General features: G+C 64.8%; 24 protein-coding genes. 15 read left to right on the top strand and 9 right to left on the bottom strand.

Annotated elements, in window-relative coordinates; genetic code table 11:
- Nucleotides 1–49 precede the first annotated feature (49 nt).
- Entirely contained in the window at nucleotides 50–967 is a 918-nt protein-coding gene (locus NHH73_08925) for an AraC family transcriptional regulator (GenBank protein ID USX28389.1), read from the bottom strand.
- 143 nt (nucleotides 968–1,110) lie between these two features.
- On the opposite strand from NHH73_08925, the gene NHH73_08920 reads away from it, so the two are divergent.
- Nucleotides 1,111–1,854 (top strand): SDR family oxidoreductase, encoded by a 744-nt coding sequence (locus NHH73_08920; GenBank protein USX28388.1) that lies wholly within the window; start codon nucleotides 1,111–1,113, stop codon nucleotides 1,852–1,854.
- Between the two features lie 23 nt (nucleotides 1,855–1,877).
- On the opposite strand, the gene NHH73_08915 is transcribed toward NHH73_08920, so the two are convergent.
- On the bottom strand, nucleotides 1,878–2,834 hold the full coding sequence (locus tag NHH73_08915; GenBank protein USX28387.1) for an SDR family oxidoreductase: 957 nt from the start codon (nucleotides 2,832–2,834) through the stop codon (nucleotides 1,878–1,880).
- A gap of 125 nt (nucleotides 2,835–2,959) precedes the next feature.
- Between NHH73_08915 and NHH73_08910 the strand changes: the two genes are divergently transcribed.
- Nucleotides 2,960–3,622, top strand: coding sequence for a TetR family transcriptional regulator (locus NHH73_08910; GenBank protein ID USX28386.1), 663 nt, complete (start codon nucleotides 2,960–2,962; stop codon nucleotides 3,620–3,622).
- Between the two features lie 16 nt (nucleotides 3,623–3,638).
- On the opposite strand, the gene NHH73_08905 is transcribed toward NHH73_08910, so the two are convergent.
- Entirely contained in the window at nucleotides 3,639–4,253 is a 615-nt protein-coding gene (locus NHH73_08905; protein ID USX28385.1) for a glutathione S-transferase, read from the bottom strand.
- Between the two features lie 172 nt (nucleotides 4,254–4,425).
- On the opposite strand from NHH73_08905, the gene NHH73_08900 reads away from it, so the two are divergent.
- The 4 genes from NHH73_08900 to NHH73_08885 all read left to right on the top strand — a co-directional run bounded on the left by NHH73_08900 (nucleotide 4,426) and on the right by NHH73_08885 (nucleotide 8,875).
- Nucleotides 4,426–4,710: a type II toxin-antitoxin system Phd/YefM family antitoxin gene (locus tag NHH73_08900; GenBank protein USX28384.1), complete on the top strand. Its 285-nt coding sequence runs from the start codon at nucleotides 4,426–4,428 to the stop codon at nucleotides 4,708–4,710.
- The gene (locus NHH73_08895; GenBank protein ID USX28383.1) at nucleotides 4,707–5,030 is read left to right on the top strand and encodes a type II toxin-antitoxin system RelE/ParE family toxin; all 324 of its coding nucleotides are present in this window, start codon (nucleotides 4,707–4,709) and stop codon (nucleotides 5,028–5,030) included. The genes NHH73_08900 and NHH73_08895 overlap by 4 nt, the downstream gene beginning before the upstream one ends.
- A gap of 144 nt (nucleotides 5,031–5,174) precedes the next feature.
- Nucleotides 5,175–7,886 carry a DNA mismatch repair protein MutS gene (mutS, locus tag NHH73_08890; protein ID USX28382.1) on the top strand — a complete coding sequence of 904 codons (2,712 nt, stop codon included), beginning with the start codon at nucleotides 5,175–5,177 and terminating at the stop codon, nucleotides 7,884–7,886.
- The gene (locus NHH73_08885; GenBank protein ID USX28381.1) at nucleotides 7,883–8,875 is read left to right on the top strand and encodes a hypothetical protein; all 993 of its coding nucleotides are present in this window, start codon (nucleotides 7,883–7,885) and stop codon (nucleotides 8,873–8,875) included. Before mutS ends, NHH73_08885 begins: the two co-directional genes overlap by 4 nt.
- 9 nt (nucleotides 8,876–8,884) lie before the next feature.
- Here the strand turns inward: NHH73_08885 and NHH73_08880 are convergent, their stop codons facing one another.
- A complete protein-coding gene (locus NHH73_08880) occupies nucleotides 8,885–9,427 on the bottom strand; it encodes a peptidylprolyl isomerase (protein ID USX28380.1) in 543 nt (180 codons plus the stop codon).
- A gap of 147 nt (nucleotides 9,428–9,574) precedes the next feature.
- Here NHH73_08880 and NHH73_08875 point away from each other — a divergent pair, with 147 nt between their 5' ends.
- The 9 genes from NHH73_08875 (at nucleotide 9,575) to NHH73_08835 (ending at nucleotide 17,361) form a co-directional block, all read left to right on the top strand.
- Entirely contained in the window at nucleotides 9,575–10,513 is a 939-nt protein-coding gene (locus tag NHH73_08875) for an AraC family transcriptional regulator (protein ID USX28379.1), read from the top strand.
- A 117-nt stretch (nucleotides 10,514–10,630) separates the two neighbouring features.
- Nucleotides 10,631–11,176, top strand: a complete 546-nt coding sequence (locus NHH73_08870; GenBank protein ID USX29590.1) for a carboxymuconolactone decarboxylase family protein — start codon at nucleotides 10,631–10,633, stop codon at nucleotides 11,174–11,176.
- A 2-nt stretch (nucleotides 11,177–11,178) separates the two neighbouring features.
- Nucleotides 11,179–12,255 carry an acyl-CoA/acyl-ACP dehydrogenase gene (locus NHH73_08865; GenBank protein USX28378.1) on the top strand — a complete coding sequence of 359 codons (1,077 nt, stop codon included), beginning with the start codon at nucleotides 11,179–11,181 and terminating at the stop codon, nucleotides 12,253–12,255.
- Nucleotides 12,252–13,088, top strand: coding sequence for an ABC transporter ATP-binding protein (locus NHH73_08860; GenBank protein ID USX28377.1), 837 nt, complete (start codon nucleotides 12,252–12,254; stop codon nucleotides 13,086–13,088). Before NHH73_08865 ends, NHH73_08860 begins: the two co-directional genes overlap by 4 nt.
- A gap of 31 nt (nucleotides 13,089–13,119) precedes the next feature.
- Nucleotides 13,120–14,352 carry an ABC transporter substrate-binding protein gene (locus NHH73_08855; protein ID USX28376.1) on the top strand — a complete coding sequence of 411 codons (1,233 nt, stop codon included), beginning with the start codon at nucleotides 13,120–13,122 and terminating at the stop codon, nucleotides 14,350–14,352.
- Nucleotides 14,353–14,355: 3 nt separating this feature from the next.
- Entirely contained in the window at nucleotides 14,356–15,114 is a 759-nt protein-coding gene (locus NHH73_08850) for an ABC transporter permease (GenBank protein USX28375.1), read from the top strand.
- Between the two features lie 90 nt (nucleotides 15,115–15,204).
- Nucleotides 15,205–16,326 (top strand): cupin domain-containing protein, encoded by a 1,122-nt coding sequence (locus tag NHH73_08845; GenBank protein ID USX28374.1) that lies wholly within the window; start codon nucleotides 15,205–15,207, stop codon nucleotides 16,324–16,326.
- A 19-nt stretch (nucleotides 16,327–16,345) separates the two neighbouring features.
- On the top strand, nucleotides 16,346–16,822 hold the full coding sequence (locus NHH73_08840; GenBank protein USX28373.1) for a hypothetical protein: 477 nt from the start codon (nucleotides 16,346–16,348) through the stop codon (nucleotides 16,820–16,822).
- Between the two features lie 290 nt (nucleotides 16,823–17,112).
- Nucleotides 17,113–17,361: a hypothetical protein gene (locus NHH73_08835; protein ID USX28372.1), complete on the top strand. Its 249-nt coding sequence runs from the start codon at nucleotides 17,113–17,115 to the stop codon at nucleotides 17,359–17,361.
- Between the two features lie 196 nt (nucleotides 17,362–17,557).
- Here NHH73_08835 and bamC read toward each other — a convergent pair whose 3' ends face one another.
- The 5 genes from bamC to NHH73_08810 form a co-directional block, all read right to left on the bottom strand.
- A complete protein-coding gene (gene bamC / locus NHH73_08830) occupies nucleotides 17,558–18,748 on the bottom strand; it encodes an outer membrane protein assembly factor BamC (GenBank protein ID USX28371.1) in 1,191 nt (396 codons plus the stop codon).
- 121 nt (nucleotides 18,749–18,869) lie between these two features.
- Entirely contained in the window at nucleotides 18,870–19,745 is an 876-nt protein-coding gene (gene dapA / locus NHH73_08825; protein USX28370.1) for a 4-hydroxy-tetrahydrodipicolinate synthase, read from the bottom strand.
- An 84-nt stretch (nucleotides 19,746–19,829) separates the two neighbouring features.
- Complete coding sequence (locus NHH73_08820) at nucleotides 19,830–20,378, bottom strand: class I SAM-dependent methyltransferase (protein ID USX28369.1); 549 nt, start codon at nucleotides 20,376–20,378, stop codon at nucleotides 19,830–19,832.
- Nucleotides 20,379–20,422: 44 nt separating this feature from the next.
- Nucleotides 20,423–21,625 carry a tryptophan--tRNA ligase gene (locus tag NHH73_08815; protein USX28368.1) on the bottom strand — a complete coding sequence of 401 codons (1,203 nt, stop codon included), beginning with the start codon at nucleotides 21,623–21,625 and terminating at the stop codon, nucleotides 20,423–20,425.
- A 7-nt stretch (nucleotides 21,626–21,632) separates the two neighbouring features.
- Nucleotides 21,633–22,310, bottom strand: coding sequence for a site-2 protease family protein (locus tag NHH73_08810; GenBank protein USX29589.1), 678 nt, complete (start codon nucleotides 22,308–22,310; stop codon nucleotides 21,633–21,635).
- Nucleotides 22,311–22,375 lie beyond the last annotated feature (65 nt).

The raw sequence follows: 22,375 nt of genomic DNA, 5'->3' as shown, positions 1-22,375 counted from the left end.
CTACAACTAAGTGTAGACCACCTTTCAGTAAGCGTCCAGCGGCCTATCGCTAGCGTCTGCCGTCCGAATTGTCTTTCAGACCGGCCGCGTTGAGCGCCGCCTGGCGGGCGCGGAAGGTGTCGCGCGCCGGTGGACAGCCGAACATACGGGCGTATTCGCGGCTGAATTGGGATGCGCTGGCATAACCAACCTCGAACGCGACCGACGTGACGTTGCCTGTCTCGGCGTTGAGCAGCTTTCTTGCGTGCAGCAGGCGCACATGGCGCTGGTATGCCAGCGGGCTAAGGCCGGTCACCGCCTTGAAGTGCCGGTGGAACGACGTCGGGCTCATGCCCACGTCGGCGGCCAGCTGACTCACACCCATGGCGTCGGTGGCGTTGGCGCAAATCCATTCCACGGCGCTTCTGACCTGCGAAAAGCGCGTGTGGGCCTGGGCGTTGCGCCGGATCGCGTCGCCCAGGCCACCCTGCAGGACGCGGTAGTACAGCTCGCGCTCGGCCAGGGGCGCCAGCACCGCGATATCGCGCGGCGACGATAGCAGCCGCGTCAGGCGGTAAAACGGTTCGACGATGTCGTCGCCGACACCGCCGCTGACAACGGCGGGCTGCTCGGACGCGCCCTGCGCTGGCAGATCGAACAACAGGCTTGCCACCACGCCGGCGTTGAAGTCCAGCTTCAGCGCCAGATACGGAGTGTCCGGCGAGGCGGCGGTCACCTGCCCGGTAAACGGCACGCCTACGCCCGACACCGACATGCTTCCCGGTCCCAGCGTTGAGGAGCTGCTCCCCACGATCATGCGTTTCGTGCCCTGCACCACCAGATACAGGCTGGGTTCGAACATCGCCGGTCGCGGCTCGGTCAAGCGGTCGCTGGACCAGATCGTCAGTCCAGGGATCGCCGTCGGCGTCTCGTCGCCGACGGCGTGGCTGGCCGCCAGCGCGCTTAGTTTTTTCAGGAGGCTGGTCATCCGCGCATTATTCATCAGGCCGGATGGCAATGCAACGAAGCCGGCGCGATTTTGGCAGGATCAGGCATCTTTGCGGGACGATCGCGGATGCGCGCGGACGGCATCGCTTCGACAATGGGGGACTTTCTTTCAAGGAGAACCACATGTCGACCAAATCCATTGCACTGATCACCGGCGCCAACAAGGGCATCGGCCTGGCCATCGCCCGCCAACTGGGCGAGCAAAACTATTCGGTCTGGGTCGGCTGCCGCGACCTCGCGCGCGGCGAGCAGGCGGTGGCCGACTTGCGCGCTGGTGGCGTCGAGGCCTTCCCGATCGTGATCGATGTCACCGACGACGCTAGTGTGCGCGCGGCGGCGGCACAGCTGACCGCGGCAACCGGCAAGCTCGACGCGCTGGTCAACAATGCAGGCATCAGCCTGGGCGCCTTTCCGCCCGCCAGCGAGGAAAGCGTCGCCGATATCCAGGCGATGTTCGACGTAAACACCTTCGGCCCGGTCCGCGTCACGCAAGCGTTCCTGCCGCTGCTGCGCCAGTCCGGCGCCGGGCGGATCGTGATGATGAGCAGCGGCCTGGGCTCGGTGACGGCAACGCTCGACATGGCCAGCGCCTACTGGCCGGTGGTGGCCGCCGGCTATTGCGCCTCGAAGAGCGCGCTCAATATGTTCACGGCGAAATTCGCCAAGGAACTGGCCGCCGAGGGCATCAAGGTCAACGCCGCCGACCCCGGCTACACGGCGACCGACTTGAACGGTCACAGCGGGCCGAGGTCGGTCGACGAGGCGGCGGCGATCGTCGTCAGGCTCGCCACGCTGGACGGGCTAGGACCCACCGGCGGCTACTTCAACGATGGCCACGCCGACCTAATGACGCGGCTTGCCTGGTAGGGATATCGCCTTTGCCTGATAGCCTATGAGTGCTCCTGCACCAACGCCTCGCTGGCGCGCCACAAGCGTGCGGCGACGGCGTCGTCGTGCGCCACCGGATTCGGCGAGCTCAGCGGCCAGCCTCCTTTGCGCGCGGCTTTATCCTTGTAGCCGGCGACCTGGCTGTAGTAGGCGCCCGACTGCTCCGCCACCTCCGGCGCCAGCAGCGCGTGCAGGCTGGTCTGCGCGCCCTCCCACGGCTCGATCATTCCGGCCAGCCGCAACAACGGCAGCACCACCAGGCGTTGCAGCCACATCGGCAAAGGAATGGTCAGCAGGTTGGTGCGCACCAGCCCGGGATTGACGCTGGCGGCGGTGACGCCCGTTCCCGCCATGCGACGGCCAAGTTCGCGCGCGTGCAGCAGATTGGCCAGCTTCGATTGGGCGTATGCCTCCCAGGTGTCGAACGTGCGGCGATGGTAGTTCAGGTCGTCGAAGTGGATCTCGCCCTTCCGGCCCATCGCGAACTCGTGGTAGTAGCTCGACAGGTTGACCACCCGCGACGGCGCACCGGTCTTCAAGGCATCGGTCAGCAGATTGGTCAACAGAAAGTGACCGAGGTGGTTGACCCCGAACTGCGTCTCGAAGCCATCCTTGGTGTGGCCGAATGGGGTCCTCATGACGCCGGCGTTGTTGACCAGGCCCTGCAGCTTCGGGTGATGGCGGTTGACCTCGGCCGCAAACGCGCGCACCGACGCCAGGTCGCCCAGCTCCAGCTGGTACACGGGAAGCCTGGCCGCGGGCACCTCGCGCCGGATCTCGTCGGCCACGCGCTCGCCCTCCTTCACGCGCCGCACGCCCATCACGACGGTAGCGCCCTGCTTGGCGAGTTGTTGCGCGGTCACCAGCCCGATGCCGGAATTGGCGCCGGTGACGACGTAGGTCCTGCCGGTCAAATCAAGGCTGAGAAGTTCGGGACGAACCATAAGGGGGCTGGGCATTTGCACACTCCGACGTGGGATATAATAGATAAGGAACCAGTGGTCTCGAATATAAAGGACCACCGGTCTCTTGTCAAGCATCGTCGCGAGCGAAGTCGCGTCCACTTTTTTGGTGAATTACATCTATGGCAACATCAGAGCAGTTTCAACGCGCCCGCCGCCCGGAACAAAAGGAGGAGCGCCGCCTGCATTTGCTGGCCACCGCGAAGGCGGCGCTACACGGCGGCATGGAGGTTCGCGACCTCGGCCTGAACGAGCTGGCGCGCCAGGCCCAGATGACCAAGTCGAACGTGTACCGGTATTTTGAGAACCGCGAGGAACTGCTGCTGGCGTTGCTGGAGGAGGAGTCCGAACTGTGGCGGTGCGACCTGGAAGGACGACTCGCCGCCGCCCCGCGCGCCACTGTCGACCAGATCGCGCAAGCGTTCGCCGCGTCCAGCGCAGCCTTTCCGCTCATGTGCCGCCTGCTCAGTATCTTGCCAACCATCCTGGAACATAACGTGTCTGGGCAAAGGCTGGCGACATTCAAGATAGGGACGCTGGCGTTGGCGGCGGACGTGGCGCGGCGGTTGCACGGCTGTCAGCCGTCGATACCGGTCGAGGGATACGTCGAGTTCATTCGCCAGGCACTGGCGTTGATGATAGGGCTGTGGCCGCTCAGCCATCCGTGCGACGCCCTGGTAGAGGTGCTGGCCGCGCCCGCGCTGCGGCCGTTGCGGTATCAGTTCGAGACGGACCTGGCGACGGCGTTGTCGCTGATGCTGCGCGGTTTGGCGTCGCCAGGCTGATTTGAAACGACTGCGCTTAGCCTTCGGTGGCGGCCATGGCGCGCTGCCATGCCGGGCGCGCCTTGATGGTGTCGACGAAGGCCTTCAACTTCGGCCAGCGCTGCCCTTCCGGCTGCTGGGTGGCGAGGATCACCGGGAAGCTCAGCATGATGTCGGCGGCGGTCAAGCCGTCGCCGATGAAGTAGCCCGACGGCTGCAAGATGCTCTCCAGATAATCGAAGTAGCTGACGATCTCGCCGTCGATGCGCCCGTGCAGCGGCGCGCCGCCCTCGCCCAGGCGCGAGACATAAATGCGCAACAGCAGCGGCAGCATCGCCGAGCCTTCGGCGAAATGCATCAGCTGCAAGTGCTTCAACGCGGCCTTCGATCCCGGCTCCGGCTGCAGGCGTCCATCGCCATAGCGGTCGCACAGATACTGGGCGATCGCGCCCGACTCTTCGATCAGTTCACCGTCGTCCTCCAGCAGCGGCGACTTGCCCAGCGGGTGAATTTTCTTCAGCTCCGGCGGCGCGAAGTTGGTTTTCGCATCGCGCTGATAACGCACGATTTCATAAGTCAGTCCCAGCTCCTCGAGCAACCAGACGATCCGCTGCGAGCGGCTTTTGTTTAAATGGTGGACCCGGATAGTCATGTGTTTCCTTTTGCGTTGTGTGTTCGAACCGTTCGATTTATAGCACACCGGGTGTTCGATAAGGAAAGTCCGGCAATTGGGCGGTGCCCTTGACGAACGCGAAGTCATGAGCCAAATTAAGTACCTAATTTAGGGTGAATGGTAAAATGTGCCACCAACACGTGAGGCGCTCATGAATTTCTCGAACATTCACCCGATTAGTTACCTGAAGACAAACACCAGTGACGTGGTCAAGCAAGTGCTGGAAACGCGTGACGCGGTCGCCATCACCGTCAATGGCAGAGTTCAGGCAGTGGTTCAAGATCCCGTCAGCTATCAAGCGACCCAAGACCAGATTGCGATGCTCCGCATCCTCGCCCTTGGCAGAAAACAGATAGAGGAAGGAAAAGTAATCGATCACGATGCTGTTGTCGCTCTTTTTGAAGCCGAGGACGACGACAACAGCCTGAAAAAATGAAAATCATCTGGACCCAATACGCGCTGAATGATTTACAGGACATCCGCGAACATTTGAAATTGAACGAATCTCCCGCGTTTGTCAAAAAGGTGACGCGAGAAATCCTGACCGAGGTGAACTCGCTCAAAGAGTGGCCCCACAAGGGCACCCTGGTTCCTGAACTTGAGGACCTGCATTTGACGAACCACCGCCAACTGCTGGCCGGCCAAAACCGCATCATTGTCGAGCGCAGGGATGACAATATGCTGTACGTCCATATGATCGCCCACACGCGCCGCGATCTCGAAGGTCTGATTCGTCGCCGCCTGCTCAACGCATAGGTACTGTCAAGGCACGCAGTCAGTAGTTCAGCCAGTGGTACGAAACCGTCAGCACGCCCCCGAAAGCGGTAGAATGTCGGGTTACGCGCCACGGGCGTTACGCCCCGGCAAAACCAGACTCATCGCACCGCCGAAAAAGAACCAATGACCACCGTCCCCAACGAAATCAACGCCGCCGCCGTCCAGAACAGTCCCACAGAAAAAATCACGCCGATGATGCAGCAATATTTAAGCATCAAGGCCGAGTACCCGGACATGCTGGTCTTCTACCGCATGGGCGATTTCTATGAGCTGTTCCACTCGGACGCGGAAAAAGCGGCGCGCGTGCTCGGCATCACGCTGACGGCGCGCGGTTCGTCGGGCGGACAACCGATCAAGATGTGCGGCGTGCCGTTCCATTCGCTGGAAGGCTATCTGGCCAAGCTGGTCAAGATCGGCGAGTCGTGCGCGATCTGCGAACAAATCGGCGATCCGGCCACCAGCAAAGGCCCGGTCGAGCGCAAGGTGATGCGGGTGGTCACGCCGGGTACCCTGACCGATGCCGACCTGCTGCCGGAAAAGGCCGAGCGCCCGCTGCTGGCGATGTGCATCATCAGCCAGCGCAAGGTGTGCACTGCCGGCCTGGCGTGGCTGTCGCTGGCCAGCGGTTCGCTCAAGCTGATGGAGTTCTCCGGCGACAGCCGCACCGTCAACACCCGCATGCAGCAGGAGTTGGAGCGCATCGCGCCGGCCGAGATCCTGCGCGGCGATAACGCCGACCTGTTCGAGGAAGCCGTCAGCTGCCATGTCAACCGCGTGCCGGACTGGCACTTCGATGTCGTCACCGGCCACAAGTCGCTGCTCGATCAACTGAGCGTGGCGACGTTGACCGGCTTCGGCGCCGACGGTTTGGGCGCGGCGTTCGGCGCGGCCGGCGCGCTGCTGCGCTACGCCCAGTCGACCCAGGGTCGCGGCCTGCAGCACGTGCGCAGCCTGAGCACCGAAACCGAGAGTGAGTTTATCGGCCTGGACGCGGCCACGCGGCGCAACCTGGAACTGACCGAGACCATACGCGGCCAGGAGTCCCCTACCCTGTTCTCGCTGCTGGACCACTGCCGCACGGCGATGGGTTCGCGCCTGCTGCGCTATTGGCTGCACCACGCGCGCCGCGACCAGCGCATCGCCCGCTCGCGCCACGAAGCCATCGCCGCGCTGGCGCAGGCCGACGCCACCGGCGGCCTGTCGCACACCCTGGCGCAGGTGCCGGACATCGAACGCATCACCACGCGCATCGCGCTGCTGTCGGCGCGTCCGCGCGACCTGGCCAGCCTGCGCGACGGCGTCAAGCAGCTGCCGGCGCTGCGCCACGGCTTGCAGCGCGCGCTGACCGATCCGAACGGCCTGCTCAACGCGATCCATAGCGACCTGTCCTCGCCCGAGGAATGCCTGGACCTGCTGGTGCGCGCGGTGGCGCCGGAGCCGGCCAACATGGTGCGCGACGGCGGCGTGTTCGCGCGCGGCTTCGACGCGGAACTCGACGAGCTGCGCGCGCTGTCGGAGAACGCCGGCCAGTTCCTGGTCGACCTGGAGACGCGCGAGCGCGCCCGTACCGGCATCGCCAACCTGCGGGTGGAATACAACAAGGTGCACGGCTTCTACATCGAGGTCACGCACGGCCAGACCACCAAGGTGCCGGACGATTACCGCCGCCGCCAGACGCTGAAGAACGCCGAGCGTTACATCACGCCGGAACTGAAGGCGTTCGAGGACAAGGCGCTGTCGGCGCAGGACAAGGCGCTGGCGCGCGAGAAGATGCTCTACGATCAGCTGCTGGCCGACCTGGCGCCGTTCATCGGCTGCCTGCAGACGATCTCGAAGGCGCTGTCGCAGCTCGACGCGCTGGTGTCGCTGACCGACCACGCGCTGCGCCACAACTGGTGCGCGCCACAGCTGGTCGACGGCCCGTGCATCAACATCGTCGAGGGCCGCCATCCGGTGGTGGAGAACCAGATCGAACGCTTCATCGCCAACGATTGCCGCTTCGTCGACGAGCGCCGCCTGCTGCTGATCACAGGGCCGAACATGGGCGGTAAATCGACCTTCATGCGCCAGGTGGCGCTCATCACGTTGCTGGCCTACGTCGGCAGCTACGTGCCCGCCACCAGCGCCACCATCGGCCCGATCGACCGCATCTTCACCCGCATCGGCGCCACCGACGATCTGGCCGGCGGCCGCTCGACCTTCATGGTGGAGATGACCGAATCGGCGGCGATCCTCAACGGCGCCACCGAACATTCGCTGGTGTTGATGGATGAAGTGGGACGCGGCACCTCGACCTTCGACGGCCTGGCGCTGGCGTGGGCCATCGCGCGCCACCTGATCGACACCAGCCGCAGCTTCTCGCTGTTCGCGACCCACTACTTCGAACTGACGCAGCTGCCGGAGAGCCACCCGACGGCGGCCAACGTGCACCTGTCGGCCGTCGAGCACAAGGACAGCATCGTGTTCCTGCACGCGGTGCAGGACGGCCCGGCGTCGCAGAGCTACGGCTTGCAGGTGGCGCAGCTGGCCGGCGTGCCGCAGACCGTGATCAAGGCGGCGCGCAAGCATCTGGCGCGGCTGGAGGCGCAGGCGCTCGACGCCACGCCGCAACTGGATTTGTTCGCGGCGCCCTCCACCGACGCCAACGACGAGCCTATGGAAACGTCGCCGTCCGCCGACGGCAATGGCAGCGGCAATCCAACACCGGCCATGCGCGAGCTGCTCGACGCGCTCGACGATCTGGACCCGGACGCGCTGACGCCGCGCGAGGCGCTGGACCGCTTGTATCAGCTTAAGCACCAACTCAAGCGCCTGACGGAGACCGCGCAGGCATGACGCGCGCCGCGTCCAGGCTCGCCCTTGCGCTGACCGTTGCGCTCAGCGTCGCGGTGGCGCTCGCGCCGGCGCACGCGCGCGCGCGCGCGGCACCAGCCGGCAAGGGCTTCCAGTTCGCGGTGATCGGCCATCCATTCAAAAACGGCAGCGACGAGGCGCCCCTCAAGCGCGCCATCGCCGCCGCCATGCAATCCAATCCTGCGTTCATCGTCGCCACCGGCATCAAGGGCGACAAGGAACCTTGCAGCGACAAGCTGTACGCCGCGCGCCACGCGATCCTGGACGACGCGGGCACGCCGGTGGTGGTGTCGCTGGCCGGCAGCGACTGGAGCGCCTGCCTCAATTCGGCCGGCCGCTCGAACGCGATCGAACGCCTGAACCGCCTGCGCGAACTGTTTTACGGCGAGCCCGAGTCGCTGGGGGCGCAGCGCATCCAGCTGTCACGCTTGTCGAGCACCGCCAAGTTCCGCAGCTACGCCGAGAACGCGCACTGGGAATACGGCAAGGTGCTGTTCGCCACCATCAATCTACCGGCGAACAACAACCATTATCGTCCGGAGGCGGGCCGCAACAGCGAGTACGAGGACCGCCTGGTCGCCAACCGCGCGTGGCTGCACCGCCTCTTCACCTTGGCCGCGCGCCAGAAGATGCACGGCTTGGTGCTGTTCTCGGACGGCGCCATCGGCTTGCAGGAGGAGGAAGGATTTCCGCTGCTGCCGCGCTTCGAGTCGAAACAGGACGGCTTTGCCGAGCCGCGCCGTCAAATCAAGACGCTGGCCGGTAAATTCAAGGGGAAGGTGCTGCTGGTGGACACCCAGATCCAGGCCCCGCCCCAAAACGGCGCAGCCGGCAGGACCGAACCGGCCATCGATTGGCGCGGCAACGTGGGACATCTGAGCGTGGCCGCGGAATCGGCCGAGGTGCGCGTCAATCCCGACGCCGCCGCCCTGTTCACCATCAAGGGCGGCGGCGCCGAGACGACGCCTTGATCGACTAGCTTAGTGGATCGGGTGGATGGCGACGTGGTCGCCCTCTTCGCCTTCGTCGTCCTCGTCACCGTGGTGGTGGCCGTGGGCGCCGTGCACGTGGCCGTGGGCGATTTCCTCGTCCGACGCTTCACGCACTTCGGTGACGTTGAGCGAGAAGCGCAGCGCCATGCCGGCCAGCGGATGGTTGCCGTCCAAAACGACCTTGTCGTCGGCGATGTCGGTGACGGTGAAAATCATCGCTTCGTCGGCGTCGTCGCCGTCGGGCATGCCTTCGAACTGCATGCCCACTTCCAGCGGCTCCGGCAGGCGGTTGCGCGGCTCGACCTTCACCAGCGCGGCGTCGTAGTCGCCGAAAGCGTCTTCCGGCTCGATCTGGATGATCGACGAGTAACCGACTTCCTTGCCGTCCAGTTCTTCTTCGATTTTTGGCAGCGTGTTCTCGTAGCCACCGTGCAGGTAGACCATCGGTTGACGGCCGTCTTCGATCAGATTGTCCTGTGCATCGGACAGTTTGTAATTCACAGTCACGACCGTGTTCTTGGCAATCTTCATTGGAATTTCCTTTCTGTTATGAGCAGGCAGATTATACCTTTAATCGTGCGCGGGACCGCGCCGCTCCGGACGGCGCATGCGCAATCCGCATAACGATATGTGATTCGGTTCCGTCGCTTGCACGGCGCAAGCCCTACAATGGTGTCCATGCGACAAGCCACCTCCGACAAACTCGCCCAATGGCTGCTCGGCAGCATCGAGCTCGACGCCGCCGCGCTGCACGTGGGCCGCTACTGCGGGCCGTGGCGCGTGTCGACCGCCGGCCGCGCCATGGCCAGCTTCCACTTGGTGCTGCAGGGCGCGTGCTACCTGCACATCGACGGCCAGCCGGCGCTGCGCCTGCACGCGCGCGACGGCGTGTTCCTGATGAGCGACGTGGCGCACTTCCTCAGCCCTTCGCCGGACCCCGCCGCCCCGGTGGCGAAACAGCCGATGCTGCCGCTGGCCGGTGACGACGGCGGCGGCGAGTCCGCCGGCATCGACGGCGCCGGCCTGGCCTGCGGCTTTTTTCGCTTCAGCGGCGCCCTCAGTCCGATGGTGATTGGTTCCTTCCCCGAATACCTGGTGTGCCGCAGCGGCGACGCCGCCCTGGGCCACAGCGCGGCGCTGTTCGACATGATCCAGGCCGAATCGATCAACGGCAGCGATCCCGAACGGCCCTCGCCGCTGATCGCGCGCCTGGTCGAACTGCTGTTCTTTTACCTGATCCGCCACGCCAGCGAGCGCGAGGCACTGAGCGCCGGCCTGCTGGCGCTGGCCCAGCGCGGTGAGTTCATGGCGCTGCTCGAACGCATGCTCGACGCGCCGGGCGACGACTGGAGCATCGCCCGCATGGCCGACGCCGCGCACATGTCGCGCGCCGCCTTCTGCAAGCACTTCACCGGCGCCGGCGGGGTGACGCCGGCGCAGTTTCTGCTGCGCCTGCGCATGCGGCTGGCCACCCAGCGCCTCAACGCCGGCGACTCGGTCGAGCAGGCCGCCGCCCACGTGGGCTACCAGTCCAACGCGGCGTTCACGCGCGCCTTCAAACGCATCGTCGGCGAGCAGCCGGGCGCCTACCGCCGCCAGCTGCGCGCGGCCGTATGAACTTGGTTGAACAAAAAAGACGTTTGAACAAAAAACCGCGACTTTTGGACATGGCGGCGATCGCGCGCGCGCCTGATAATATGACGTCAACATTTAGGAAAAGCCACCACGTCCCGTCTGACCCTGCACACGCTCGATACCGCCCCCGCCGATAGCCGCGCCTTCGTCGAAAAAGCCATCGCCAACAACGGCTACCTGCCCAACCTGATCGGCGTGCTGGCCAACGCGCCGGTGGCGCTGGAAACCTACCTGACCGTCTCCGGCATCAATTCGCGCGCCAGCCTGACCCTGGCCGAGCGCGAAGTGGTGCAGATCACCGCCGCGCGCATCCATGGCTGCGATTTCTGCATCGCCGGCCACAGCGCCATCGCGCTGAAAAAAGCCGGCCAGAACGCCGACAGCGTGCGCGCGCTGCAAACCGGCGCCGCCACCGGCGATGCCAAGCTGGACGCGGTGGCCCGCTTCGCCACCGCCGTCATCGCCCAACGCGGCGCCGTCGGCGACGAGGCGCTGCAGGCCTTCATCGACGCCGGCTACAACCAGCAGCAGGCGCTGGAGGTGGTGCTCGGCATCAGCCTGGCCACCTTGTGCAACTTCGCCAACAGCCTGGCCGGCACGCCGGTCAATCCGCAGCTGCAACCGTATCTGCCGGGCGCGGTGTAAGGATGACGGGCCTCTACGACTGGCTGACGCTGCACGCGGACTCCCTCGACCAATCCGAAGAACTGGCGGACCAGGTCATGCCGGCGCTGGCGGCGCAGGGCTGCTTTCTGGCGGGCGTGCCATCGCATCTTGGCGGCAGCGGCGGCGACGTGCGCGACGCCATCGACGGCATCGCCGAGGTGGCGCGCCATTCGCTGACGGCGGCCTTTGTCTATTGGGGCCAGCGTAGTTTCATCGAATACCTGCTGCAAAGCCCCAACGCGGCGCTGCGCGAACGCCTGCTGCCGGAGCTGATGGCCGGCACGCTGGCCGGCGCCACCGGCCTGTCGAACGCGATGAAATTCCTGTCGGGGATGGAGCCGCTGCAGATCGACGCCAGCCCCGCCAAGGAAAGCGGCAACTGGACCCTGAACGGCAAGCTGGCGTGGATCACCAACCTGCGGCCGCAGCGCTTTGTCGCCGCCGCCGCCGTGGCGCCGGTCAACGGCGCGCCGGCGGCGGTGGTGGCTTTCGCCAGCGACGCCGGCGGTGTGCAGCGCAGCGCCAATTTGCAGCTGATCGCCATGCGGGGCAGTAACACCGCCGCCGTGCGGCTCGAAGGCGTGGCGGTCCCGCCGGAGAACATCATCTCGTCGCAGGCGCCGGAATGGCTGCCGCGCGTGCGGCCAGCCTTCTTGGGCATGCAGTGCGGAATGTCGATCGGCCTGGCGCGCGCGGGCCTGGATCACGCGGCGCGCACGCTCGACAACGGCGCCAAGGGACGCGGCCAACTCGGCGAGCGCATCGCCGCCGCGCGCGACGCGCTCACGCTGCACACGCAGCACCTGCTCGACGGCGTGGCCGACGGCCGCTTCGTCGCCGACGCGCCGACGCTCTTCAAGCTGCGCATCGCGCTGGCCGATCTGGTGCAGCAGGCCCTGACGCTGGAACTGCACGCCAAGGGCGGCCACGCTTATCTGGAACAGGAACAGGACGGCTTTGCGCGGCGCTGGCGCGAAGCGGCCTTCATCCCGGTGATCACGCCGAGCATCACGCAACTGCAGGCGGCGCTGGACAAGCACGCGGCGTCCACCAAATGAACGACGCCGCGTTGAACCACGCCGCCCGCAGCGGCGCCGGCGCCGGCGCCGGCCTGGCGCTGCAAGCCGAGGGACTGGGTTTCGCCTACCCCGGCGCCGGCCATACCTTCGACGACATCACGCTGGCGGTGCGTCCGCGCGAAATCGTCTGCCTGCTCGGCGGCAGCGGCTGCGGCAAATCAACCTTGCTGCGCGTGCTGGCCGGCCTGCAGCGTCCATCGCGCGGCAAGGTCGCCTTCCTTGGCGCGCCGCTGACCGAACCGAGTCCGCGCAGCGCGCTGGTGTTCCAGCAAGCGAGCCTGCTGCCATGGCTGAACGTCGCCGCCAACGTCGGCTTCGGTCTCGATTTCGCGCACCAGCCGAAGATCTCCAAAGACGCCCACGCGCGACGCGTGCAGGACGCGATCGACGCCGTCGGCTTGGCCGGCAGCGAAAAGCGCTACCCGAACGCGCTGTCCGGCGGCATGGCGCAACGCGTCGCGCTGGCGCGGGCACTGGCACGCCAGCCGGAGCTGCTGTTTGCCGACGAACCGTTTTCCGCGCTCGACGCCATCACCCGCGCCGAGATGCAAACGCTGTTGGTCGACGTGGTCCACCGCTGGCACAGCGCCGTGCTGCTGGTCACGCACGACATCGACGAGGCGATCCTGGTGGCCGACCGCATCGTGCTGATGGGCGGCCAGCCGGGCCGCATCGTGCACGAATGGCAGGTCGACCTGCCGCATCCACGCCTGGCCGACACCGAGGCGATCGGCGCGCTGCGGTTGCGCATCCTCGCCGCGCTGCAGGACGTTCGTGCGCCTGCCGCGCCGCCGACCGAATCGACCATCTGACGACAATTCCAAAACTATCCGAAAGCCCTCCATGACCGCAAACCCTTACCATATCTGCGCCGCCTCCGATTGCGACTGCGGCATGACGCGCCGCGACTTCCTGCGCGTGTCCGCGCTCGGTAGCGCCAGCGTCGCCGCGCCGATGCTATTCGCCGGCGACGCCATGGCCCAGCAAGGCCCGAAAGGCGACGACCAGCCGGTCAAGATCGGCTACCTGCCGATCACCGACGCCACCCCGCTGCTGGTGGCGCACGGGCGCAAGCTGTTCGAGGCCGAGGGCTTGCAGGCCGAGACGCCGCGCCTGTTCCGCAGCTGGGCCCAGATCATCGAGGCCTTCGTCTCCGGCCAGGTCAATGTGATCCACCTGCTGTCGCCGGCCACCATGTCGGTGCGCTACGGCGCCAAGTTCCCGGCCAAGGTGGTGGCGTGGAACCACGTCAACGGCTCGGCGCTGACGGTGGCCAAGGAGATCAACAGCGTCGCCGACCTGGGCGGACGCACGGTGGCGATTCCGTTCTGGTACTCGATCCACAACATCCTGCTGCAGCAGATCCTGTCCAAGGCCGGGCTGTCGGTGGTGGCCAAGGGCCGCGAAGGCGCCATCGGGCCGAAGGAAGTCAATCTGGTGGTGCTGGCGCCGGCGGAGATGGTCTCTGCGCTGGCCAGCAAATCGATCGCCGGCTTCATCGTCGCCGAGCCGTTCAACGCGCTGGCGGAAACCAACGGCGTCGGCAAGGTGCTGCGCTTCTCCGGCGACGTCTGGAAGAACCACGCTTGCTGCGTCACCTTCCTGTCCGAGCGCGACATCGCCGCCCGTCCAGAATGGGCGCAGCGCGTGACCAACGCCATCGTCAAGGCGCAGCTGTGGACACGTTCGAACCAGATCGACACCGCGCGCCTGCTGTCGAACGGCGACGCGCACCGCTACACGCCGCACGCGCTGCAGGTGCTGTCGAAAGTGCTGACCGTGACCGACTACGCCGACTACGAAAAGCGCGGCGTCATCGTCCACAAGGACTGGAACCAGCGCCGCATCGACTTCCAGCCCTTCCCGTTCGCGTCGTACACGGAGCAGATGGTCAAGGCGCTCAAGACCACGCGTCTGGAAGGCGACACCGGTTTCCTGCAAAAGCTGGAGCCGTCGTTCGTCGCGCGTGATTTGATCGACGACCGCTTCGTGCGCAAGGCGATTGCCGCCGTCGGCGGTCCGGGCGCGTTCGGCCTGCCGGCCAACCTGCTGCGCAGCGAAGTGCTGGCGGTCTGACGGATGGGGAATCTGGTGAATCGCGTCGGCTCGCCGCTGCTCGGTTTCGCGGTCGCGCTGGTGCTGTGGCACGCCGGCGTGGTCGCGCTGGAAAAGGATACGCCGATCGCGTCGGCCTTCGCGCCGCTGGAAGCCGGTCGCGCGCTGCTGCAACTGCTGCAAGGGCCGGACATCTGGCGCGACATCGGCCTCAGTTTGCGCCGGGTCGGTTACGGCCTGGGGGCGGCGGTGCTGATCGGCGTGCCGCTTGGGGTGTTGGTCGGCAGTTCGCGGCGCTTCGCGGCGGCGGCCATGCCGCTGTTCCAGCTGCTGCGCATGGTGTCGCCGCTGTCGTGGATGCCGCTGGCGGTGATGACGCTCGGCGTCGGCGACGCGCCGGTGTATTTTTTGCTGGCGTTCGCCGCCGTCTGGCCGATTTTGCTCAACACCGCCACCGGCGTGGCGCGGCTCGATCCGAACTGGCTGCTGCTGGCGCGCAGTTTATCGGCCACCAGGACGGAGACCGTGCTGCGGGTGGTGCTGCCGGGGATCACGGCCGATATCCTGACCGGCGTGCGGCTGGCGATCGGCATTATCTGGATCGTGCTGGTGCCGGCGGAGATGCTGGGGGTGTCGGCGGGATTGGGGTATTTCATACTCGATGCGCGCGACCGCTTGGCTTACAACGAACTGATGGCGGCGATCGTGCTGATCGGCGTGCTGGGGTTCGCGCTCGATTATCTGGCGCGCTGGCTGCATGCGCGTTGGTTGCACACACGCTGAACGCACACGTCAACCCGCACGGCGCGGACCGCCGGGGTCGGACCCATCGGGTCCGACCCCTCTGATTGGGGTGCGGGTTTATAATGCGGTATGAAAAAATTACCGCTCCTCGGCGACATCACGCCGGCGCAGTTTCTGCGCGACTACTGGCACAAAAAGCCACTCCTGATCCGTAACGCCATCCCCGGCTTCAAGCCACTGCTGAGCCTGGATGCACTGACCAAGCTGGCCTCGACCAACCACGCCGAATCGCGCCTGATCGCGGCCGTCGACGGCGAATGGTCGATGCAGCACGGCCCGCTGGAAAACCTGCCGCCGCTGACGCAAAAGGAATGGACCCTGCTGGTCCAGGGCGTCAACCTGTTCGACGCCAAGGCCGACGACCTACTGCGCCAGTTCCGCTTCATTCCCGATGCCCGCCTCGACGACCTGATGGTCAGCTTCGCCACCGACGGCGGCGGCGTCGGTCCGCACTTCGATTCCTACGACGTGTTCCTGCTGCAGGCGCAGGGACAGCGCCGCTGGCGCATCGGCCCGCAGAAGGACCTGAGCCTGGTCGAGGGCCTGCCGCTCAAGATCCTGGCCAACTTCAAGCCGAACGAGGAGTTCGTCCTCAATCCGGGCGACATGCTGTACCTGCCGCCGCACTACGCGCACGACGGCGTGGCCATCGGCGATTGCCAGACCTATTCGATCGGCTTCCGCTCGCCGTCCTACCAGGAGCTGGGCGAGGCGTTCCTGCAATTCATGGCCGATTCGATCGACCTGCCGGGCCGCTACGCCGATCCGGAGCTGGAGGCGACCGCCAAGCCGGCCGAGATCCCGCGCCACATGCTGGATACGATCACCGAGGAAATCAACAAGGTCCGCTTCACCGAAGAGGACGTGACGATCTTCCTGGGCGAATATATGTCCGAGCCCAAGCACAACGTGTTCTTCACCGGACCGGCCAAACCGCTGACGTTCGGCAAGTTCGGCGAGGCGGCGGCGAAAAAGGGGTTGTCGCTGTCGCGCAAGACGCAGATGCTGTATCGCGGCAAGCACGTGTTCATCAATGGCGAATCGTTCGGCGTCGGCCGCGCCGACAAGGTGGCGCTGGAATTACTCGCCAACAACCGCGCGCTGACCGGCGCCGAGCTGGCGACGGCATCCGACGATGTGATGGACGCGCTGTACACGTGGTATCAGGACGGCTGGATCGAACTAGGCTGATCAATCAGGCGGAGGCGCGATGGAAAGGCAAATAGTTACCTTTACGACGAAAGGCGGGTTTGTCGAGCAGTTGGACACCTGCCTGGCCCGCGCCGAGCACACGCTGCGGCTGTTCGATCCCGATTTCGCCATCTGGAACCTGGGCGGCAGCGCCACCGATGCGGTGCTGCGCCGCTTTTTAAAGGGTGGCGGCCGCCTGCAACTGGTCGCCCACGACGGCCGCGTGATCGAGCGGGACGCCCCGCGTTTCTTGCGTTTGGTTAAGGATTACGGCCATGCGATTGAGATTCGGCGCACCAGTCAGTCGCTGTGGCAACTAACCGACTCGTTCTGTATTGCCGACGAGATCCATATCGTCCGGCGTTTCCATTCAGACCATTTCCGTGGTGAAGCAGTTTTCGATGGTCCAACCGATATAAAGACCCCTTTGGAACGTTTCCTTACAATTTGGGACGAATCAGGACCCGGAATGTTTGCAAACTCAACAGGACTCTGAGCGGTTAGGGGTAAAATGCGGTGTTCGAAGCGAACTCCGGTAGTGGCCGGCTTCCCTAAACTGAAGTCGAAAGCGAAATGTTGCGATACCGCAAAATAGTTGTGAGAACGGCTCTTTGTCCTATTGCGACGCAGTAAAAATCGCTATAATATTCGGTTAGGAAGTTTCCGTTGTCTGGCAGGCACCATGTCAGGTACGAAAAGCCTTCGAAGACGACCTAATGAGCGATAATTACCGGTAATTATTAATCGCAACACTGTGTTCAATTTTGTATTTACTAAGGAAAATTCATGAAAAAATCCCTGCTGATCGTTTCCCTGCTGGCCGTTGCTGCTCTGACCGCTTGCTCGAAAAAAGAAGAAACCACCGTTACCCCAGCACCAGTAGTGGCTCCAGAAGCTGCTCCAGCTGCTGCTCCAGCTGCTCCAGCCGCTGACGCTGCCGCTCCAGCCGCTCCTGCTGCTGACGCAACTGCTCCAGCCGCTCCTGCTGCTGACGCTGCTGCTCCAGCTGCTTCGGCACCTGCTGCTTCGAAGTAATCAGTAAGGAAGAACCCGCCAGCGCTTTTGGCGCCGGCGGGTTTTTTTTCGCCTGAAGCTTTGGCGTCCAATGGAAATCTCCATTTATCCGCAGATATAAAAAAACCGGCGCGTGGCACCGGTTTTTTTATGCCCGGATATTCTCCGGGATATTCAGACGGCGGCGCCAATCCGGCGCCGCCACTGCCATCGCAGCTTATTTCAATTGCTCGTGCAGCAGGTTCAGGATCTTATCGCCGACCGGGCCCGTTTCCGGTTTGCCGGCATTGTTCATCACGGTGACGGTGCTGCTGTTGCCCGCGCCCGCCTTGACCGAGATGCGATAGCGTTGCGCTTCCTTATCGGCTTCCGACGACGAACCCCAGCTGAACAGCTTGCTGAAGAAGCCTTTGGTTTCGGTCGCGTCGTCGATGTAGCGGACGAAGTAGGTGCCGCTGGTACGGTCGCGGTCCTCGACGGTGAAGCCGGCGCGGTCGAGCGCCAGGCCGACCCGGCGCCAGGCGCGGTCGAAGCCCTCGTCCACCTGCACGGCACGGTCGGCGCCGGTGCCGACCAGCGACGCGTGCTGCGGTTGGACGATGGCCGATTCGACGGCGGTCTTGGCCGGCGAGGTGTCTTCGCCGCCGTTGCCCAGCTTGTTCATCATGCGCGCCAAGAATTCGGCTTCCAGGCCCGGATCGTTCGGACGCGGGGTCCACATCGTGCTTTCCTTCTGGGCGCCGGTGACTACTTCCTGGGCGCCGCGATGGCTGATGTAGATCTCGCTGGCGCCGTCGGCGCGGCGCTCGATGCGGGTGCGGAACTTGTCGCGCTCGCCGCTCGAATAGACCGAATCGAAGACCTTGCCGATGGTGTTACGGATGAAATCCTGCGGAATCTTGGCGCGGTTTTCGTTCCATTCCGTTTCCATGATGCCGGCGGTCGGCAGTTCCTGCGCCAGGGTGAAGCCCGAATCCTCCCAGAACTTCTTCAGCTGCGGCCACAATTGTTCCGGCGTCTGCTTGATCACCAGCCAGCGCTGGTTGCCGTCGCGCTCGACCTTGATATCGTTGACGCTGGTCGGCACCACGGTGCCGGCGAGCGGCTGGCCCGGCACGACCACGCCAGGACCGACACCGGCGGCGGCGGCCGCGCCCTTGGCGGCGTTGTAGCCGGAGGCGGTGGCGACGCCGTTGTTCGAGTCCGGCAGCGAGTAGCGGTTATCCTTCTGCAATTGCGTCAGATCCGGCGGCACGTCCAGGGTGCTGGCCTTTTTGGCGGACTTGTAGTCCACCTTGTCGTTGCCGATGACGGAGCTGATCATGCCGCAACCGGTCAAACTGGCCATCAATGCGCCCAGTACCAGCACGCGCTGCGAGGAAATAGAAGCTGTCTTGCGAATAGTCATGTCGTTACTGTTATAAGAAGCTGGAGTGCAGCAAAATATGATCCGATCGAGTCGGGGCTTGTTGCTCAGGCAGCCGCCGCGCCCGTGCAACATCGCGGGCGCGCGCATGCCTGCCGGGGTTTTACAGTACGCCGGCCTCTCGCAGGGCCGCGCGTACCGCGTCGTGGCAATCGGCGCCCAGCGGCACCAGCGGCAGGCGTATGCCAGCCGGCATCTTGCCCATTTCCGCCAACGCCCACTTGACCGGCACCGGGTTCGGCTCGATGAACAGCTTCTGGTGCAGCGGGAACATTTGATTGTTCAACGCCACCGCCTTCGGGATGTCGCCGGCCAGCGCGGCCGCGCACATCTCGGCCATCGCGCGCGGCATGACGTTGGCGGTGACGGAGATATTGCCGGCGCCGCCGCCGAGGATCAGCGCCATCGCGGTCGGATCGTCGCCGGAGTAGACGGCAAACGACTTCGGCGCCAGGCGCAGCAAGTCGTAGCCGCGGCCGATGTTGCCGGTCGCATCCTTAACGCCGACGATGCCGGGCACGGCCGCCAGACGCAGGATGGTCTCGTTGCTCATGTCGGCGACGGTGCGGCCCGGCACGTTGTACAGGATTACCGGCAGGTCCACCGCTTCGGCGATGGCCTTGAAGTGCTGGAACATGCCTTCCTGGGTCGGGCGGTTGTAGTAGGGAACCACTTGCAGCGTGGCGTCGGCGCCCGCTTCCTTGGCGAAACGGGTCAGCTTGATCGCTTCGGCGGTCGAATTGGCGCCGGCGCCGGCGATGATCGGGATCCGGCCTTTGGCGTGGGCGACCGTCGCCTTGATCAGGGCGCAGTGCTCTTCCACACTGACGGTGGCCGATTCGCCGGTGGTGCCGGCGATGACGATGCTGTCCGTGCCTTCGGCGATGTGCCAGTCGATCAGGCGGTTCAGGCCCTCGAAGTCCAGACTGCCGTCCGGGTGCATCGGAGTGACGATTGCTACTATGCTGCCCTTAATCATAGGAAACCACTGCATAAAGTATTAAAACGACGATTGTAGACGATGAGCCGCGCTTATGGTGCATTCGGGGCGACAAATCGGGTTTCAAAATGGCGGCAACAGGGCCGCCACGCGCGGAAAATCAGGCTTCACGGCGCAGATTCGTTGCACCATGGCAGTTTTTGGCGCATCGACCACGCCATCCTCGAACGCGACCACGCGCAGGCCGTGGTCGCGCGCCCAGTCCAGCAGTTCGCCCGGCTTGAGCAGGAAATCCGGGTTCGACGGTTTGCCGAATTGCGCGTTACCCTCTGCGAAGGTTTCGTAGATCAACACGCCGTCCGGCGCCAGGCTGGCGATCATCGCGGGCGTTAGCGGGCGATGCAGGTAGTTTGTGACCACAATGCCGGCAAATCGCGCGGGACCGAATGGCCACGCGGCGCCCGCCTCCTCCAGGTCGATGTTGGACGTGGTGATGTCGGGGCCGGCCGCCAGCGCCAGCGCCTCCGGATCGCGGTCCACCGCGACCACCGAGTGGCCCAGCGAGGCCAGATGGCGGGTATGGCGGCCGTTGCCGCAGGCCAGATCCAGCACCTCGCCACCAGGGATCAGGGGGGCGTAGCGCCGCACCCAGCAAGAGATGTTATCGCTCATGATGTCTTTACCGGAATTTACGAAGGGTTACAAAGTTTCCAGCGCTACGTGTAGGCCAGGCCCATGGCCTCGCGCACATCGCGCATGGTGTCCTGCGCCAGGCGGCGGGCGGCGTCGTTGCCGTCGGCGACGATGGCGCGCACCAGCGACGGGTCGTCCAGATATTGCTGGGCCCGCTCGTGCATCGGTTCCTGTTCCTTGACGATGGCGTCGATAACGGGTTGTTTGCACTCGATGCAGCCGATACCGGCCGACATGCAGCCACGCTGCACCCAGGCCTGGGTCGGCGAGTCGGAATACACCTGGTGGAATTGCCAGACCGGGCAACGGGCCGGGTCGCCCGGATCGGTGCGGCGCACGCGGGCCGGATCAGTCGGCATGGTGCGGATCTTCCTGGCGACCGAGTCCTTGTCCTCGCGCAGCGCGATGGCGTTGCCGTAGCTCTTGGACATTTTGCGTCCGTCCAGGCCCGGCAGGCGCGAAGCGGCGGTCAGGCGCGCCTGCGGCTCGACCAGGATCAGTTTGCGGCTGCCCTCCAGATAGCCGAACAGGCGCTCGCGGTCGCCAAGCGACAGGTTCTGGGCGTCGTCGAGCATGGCCTTGGCCTGCTCCAGCGCCTCGTCCTTGCCGTCCTGCTGGTACTCGGTGCGCAGTTCCAAGTACAGCTTGGCGCGCTTGCTGCCCAGCTTCTTGACGGCCTTTTCCGCCTTTTCCTCGAAGCCTTTTTCCTTGCCGTACAAGTGATTAAAACGTCGCGCAATCTCGCGCATCATCTCGATATGCGGCACCTGGTCGTCGCCCACCGGCACCAGGCTGGCGCGGTAGATCAGCACATCGGCCGCTTGCAGCAGCGGGTAGCCGAGGAAGCCGTAGGTGGCCAGGTCCTTGTTGGCCAGGTTGTCGATCTGGTCCTTGTAGGTCGGCACCCGTTCCAGCCAGCCCAGCGGCGTGGCCATCGACAGCAGCAGGTGCAGCTCGGCGTGCTCCGGCACGCGCGACTGGATGAACAAGGTCGTCTGCGACGGATCGATGCCGGCTGCCAGCCAGTCGATCAGCATCTCCCAGGTGCTGCGCTCGATGACGCTTGGGTCGTCGTAGTGCGTGGTCAGCGCGTGCCAGTCGGCCACGAAGAACAGGCACGGCTGCTGGGCCTGCAGCTTGATCCAGTTTTTCAGCGCGCCGTGGTAGTGGCCCAGGTGCATGGAGCCGGTCGGACGCATGCCGGAGACGACACGATCGGGGTACATGGTGTGCTTAAGCCAAAAGGAAGATCAGCGGTTTCACCAGCAAATGGAAAACAGTCTGCACCAGATGCATGCCGCTGATGAGGAAGCCGGTCAGCAGGCCGAACTGCATCATCAGGATCAGGCCGATGAAGACGTAGACGCCGTAGCGCTCGATCTGGGCGTACTTGCGCGCCAGCGGCATCGGCAGGATGCCGGTGACGATGCGCCCGCCGTCGAGCGGCGGCAGCGGAATCAGGTTGAACACGAACATGGCGGAGTTGACGCCGATACCGGCCTTGGCCATCAGGATGAAGAAGTCGTCCTGGTCGGCATGGAACACGAACGTCAGCACCACCCACAGCACCATCCAGCCCAGCCCCATGACGAAGTTGGCGCCGGGACCGGCGGCCGCCACGATGGCCATCTGCTTTTTCGGATTGCGCAGGCGGTTGTAATCGACCGGCACCGGTTTGGCGTAGCCCAGCGCCGGCAGGGTCAGCAGGCTCAGGACCAGCGGCAGCAGCACCGTGCCGAACGGGTCGATATGACGCATCGGGTTGATGCTCAGGCGGCCTTGATCGGCGGCGGTGGGATCGCCGAAGTAGCGGGCGACATAGCCGTGTGCCGCTTCGTGCAGGGAAATCGCAAAAAGAACTGGAATGGCGTAGACCGTGATGGTCTGGACGATGCTATCTATATCCATGATGGAGGGATTCTACCAGAGGCTGCTAAGTGATCTTGGGCGCCGTCGAAGGCCGGCGCACTTGCCTT

It is taken from the genome of Oxalobacteraceae bacterium OTU3CINTB1, from assembly GCA_024123955.1.
In the GTDB taxonomy this organism is placed as follows: Bacteria; Pseudomonadota; Gammaproteobacteria; order Burkholderiales; family Burkholderiaceae_D; genus Rugamonas.
The sequence above is the reverse complement of the archived record's forward strand: the minus strand, read 5'-3'. Positions and strand labels throughout refer to the sequence as shown.